The following is a 2,577-nucleotide window of genomic DNA, read 5'->3' as shown; positions in this document are numbered from 1 at the left end:
GTCCTATACCATTTATTCGCGGAAAAAATAACAACATTTGTTAAATAAACCTTTCATTTGTTGAATCAGACGTTAAAATGTCGCTCCTTTTTTATTATAAATCATTGCTTTTAACTCAAATGTCACATTCTACTAAGCTTTATTCGGCAATATCTCTCGCAGTAATGCTGGCCTGTTCCAACGCATACGCTGAAAACACCACGGAAAAGACAGATGTCCTGCTGATTGGCGGCGGTATCATGAGCGCCTCTCTGGGTACGCTGTTGCACGATTTGCAGCCTGACTGGAAACAGTTGATGGTTGAGAAGCTGGATGGCGTTGCGCTTGAGTCTTCTAACGGCTGGAACAACGCCGGTACCGGGCACTCCGCCAACATGGAGCTGAACTACACGCCGGAACGTAAGGATGGCTCGATCGATTTCAGCAAGGCGCTGGAAATCAACGAAGCCTTTATGATCTCCCGTCAGTTCTGGTCTACGCAGGTGAAGCGCGGCGTGCTAAACGATCCGCACTCCTTTATCAACTCTACGCCGCATATGAGCTTCGTCTGGGGTGATAAGAACGTCGATTACCTGACCAAACGTTACAAAGCGCTGCAGCAGACTACCCTGTTCCAGGGCATGCAATTCTCTACCGATCAACAGCAGATCAAAAAGTGGGCGCCGCTGATTATCGAAGGCCGCGATCCGCAGCAGAAAGTAGCGGCGACCTGGACGCCGGTCGGCACCGACGTCAACTACGGTGAAATCACCCGTCAGCTGATCGGCAGCCTGAAGAAGAATAAAAACTTCACGCTGGAAACCTCGACCGAAGCGACCGATTTCAAACGTAACGACGACAACAGCTGGCACGTAACCGTTACCGATGTGAAAACCGGTGAAAAACATGCCATCGACGCCAAATACGTCTTTATCGGCGCAGGCGGCGGCGCGCTGAAGCTGCTGCAGAAAACCGGCATCCCGGAAGCGGACAACTATGCAGGCTTCCCGGTTGGCGGCTCCTTCCTGGTGACCGAAAACCCGGCTATCACCAGCCAGCATGCTGAAAAAGTCTATGGCCAGGCTTCCGTCGGCGCGCCGCCGATGTCCGTACCGCACCTGGACGCCCGTTTCCTTGACGGCAAGCGCGTGGTGCTGTTCGGGCCATTTGCGACCTTCTCTACCAAGTTCCTGAAAAACGGTTCGTTCCTCGATCTGTTAAGCACCACTACCACCAAAAACGTGATTCCGATGACCGACGTTGGTCTGGATAACTTTGATCTGGTGAAATATCTGATCGGTCAGGTGATGCTGAGCGACGAAGATCGTTTTGAAGCGCTGAAAGAGTACTACCCGTCCGCGCGTAAAGAGGACTGGAAACTGATCCAGGCCGGTCAGCGTGTACAGATCATCAAAAAAGACGCAGAGAAAGGCGGCGTGCTGAAGCTGGGTACCGAAATTGTTACCGATCAGCAGAAAACGCTGGCTGCCCTGCTGGGCGCATCGCCGGGCGCTTCTACCGCCGCGCCGATCTCCATTAACGTGATCAAGAAACTGTTCCCGGAGCAGTTCAACTCACCGGAATGGCAGAGCAAGCTGCACGACGTCGTACCGAGCTACGGCCAGACGCTGAACGGCAACGTTGCCCTGACGCAGCAGGTATGGGATGAAACGGCGGCAACGCTGAAACTGACCAAACCGCCAGTGATTCAGATGAACAACGTCAATGCGCCTGCCGCGCAGCCGAAGCAGGAAGAGTCTAAAGCGCCTCAGCACGATATGGCGCTGTAAGCCTCGCTGTATAGCGCGCCGCGCTGCGGCGAAGCACGCTGTAACGCAACAGAAAAAAGCCTCCGTTTTCGGAGGCTTTTTTTTGCCCTGGCGACAGACGCCGCCTCGCTATTTCACCGCTTTAATCACAAAGGTCACGACGCCAAATATCTCCAGCCCCTCTTCCCCGCTGGGAATAATGGGCCGCCAGGCCGGGTTCATCGGCATCAGCCGCACCCTGGGCCGCAGCTCCAGCTTTTTTACCGTAAAGGCGCCGTCCACCGCCGCAACGACAATATCGCCATGCCCGGCGGTGAGCGAGCTGTCCACCACCAGCATATCGCCATCGCTGATGCCGCCTTCTGTCATTGAATCACCGCTGGCCCGGACAAAGTAGGTTGCGCTGGGTCGTTGCACCAGCAGGTCGTTAAGATCGAGACGCTGCTCAATATAATCCTGCGCCGGTGAAGGAAAGCCGCACGGCACGCGTTCGACAAAAAGCGGCAGACGCAACAGCGCGCCCAGCTCGACAGGTCTGATGAATTCCATAACCACTCGCCCAAACATACTGTATATAAACACAGTAAACGTAATGGGCGGTTTTAATCAAGCGCAGCGGTATCTTTTTTTCCGCGCAGCGTGAGGACGGCGTTTATATTTCAGCCATTTTACTCTGCGAAGGCTTATTTATTATTGAGTAAGCAGGGGCGCTATCTTGTCCCGTACGCAATAGCATTATTAATACGTTTGGCAAAAAAATCAGCGCTGGCGAACAGGGATTGCGATTCTTACACCCGCATTTATTTTGCCGCCTCGCCCGTTATATGAC

Annotated in this window: 2 protein-coding genes; one reads left to right on the top strand and one right to left on the bottom strand. The window is 53.6% G+C overall.

Annotated elements, in window-relative coordinates; translation table 11 throughout:
• Positions 1–119 precede the first annotated feature (119 nt).
• On the top strand, positions 120–1,769 hold the full coding sequence (mqo, locus tag MYY08_RS01430) for a malate dehydrogenase (quinone) (RefSeq protein ID WP_288012659.1): 1,650 nt from the start codon (positions 120–122) through the stop codon (positions 1,767–1,769).
• A 108-nt stretch (positions 1,770–1,877) separates the two neighbouring features.
• Here the strand turns inward: mqo and umuD are convergent, their stop codons facing one another.
• Entirely contained in the window at positions 1,878–2,297 is a 420-nt protein-coding gene (gene umuD, locus MYY08_RS01425; RefSeq protein WP_288012657.1) for a translesion error-prone DNA polymerase V autoproteolytic subunit, read from the bottom strand.
• Positions 2,298–2,577: the final 280 nt, after the last annotated feature.

The organism is Mixta sp., assembly GCF_024610815.1.
Taxonomy (GTDB): Bacteria; Pseudomonadota; Gammaproteobacteria; order Enterobacterales; family Enterobacteriaceae; genus Mixta; species Mixta calida.
This window is presented reverse-complemented; position numbering and strand designations above follow the sequence as displayed.

Bases quoted from the DNA above. Each gene is read 5' to 3' on its own strand.
- mqo (WP_288012659.1), top strand. From the start codon at position 120: ATGTCACATTCTACTAAGCTTTATTCGGCAATATCTCTCGCAGTAATG.
- umuD (WP_288012657.1), bottom strand. From the start codon at position 2,297: ATGGAATTCATCAGACCTGTCGAGCTGGGCGCGCTGTTGCGTCTGCCG.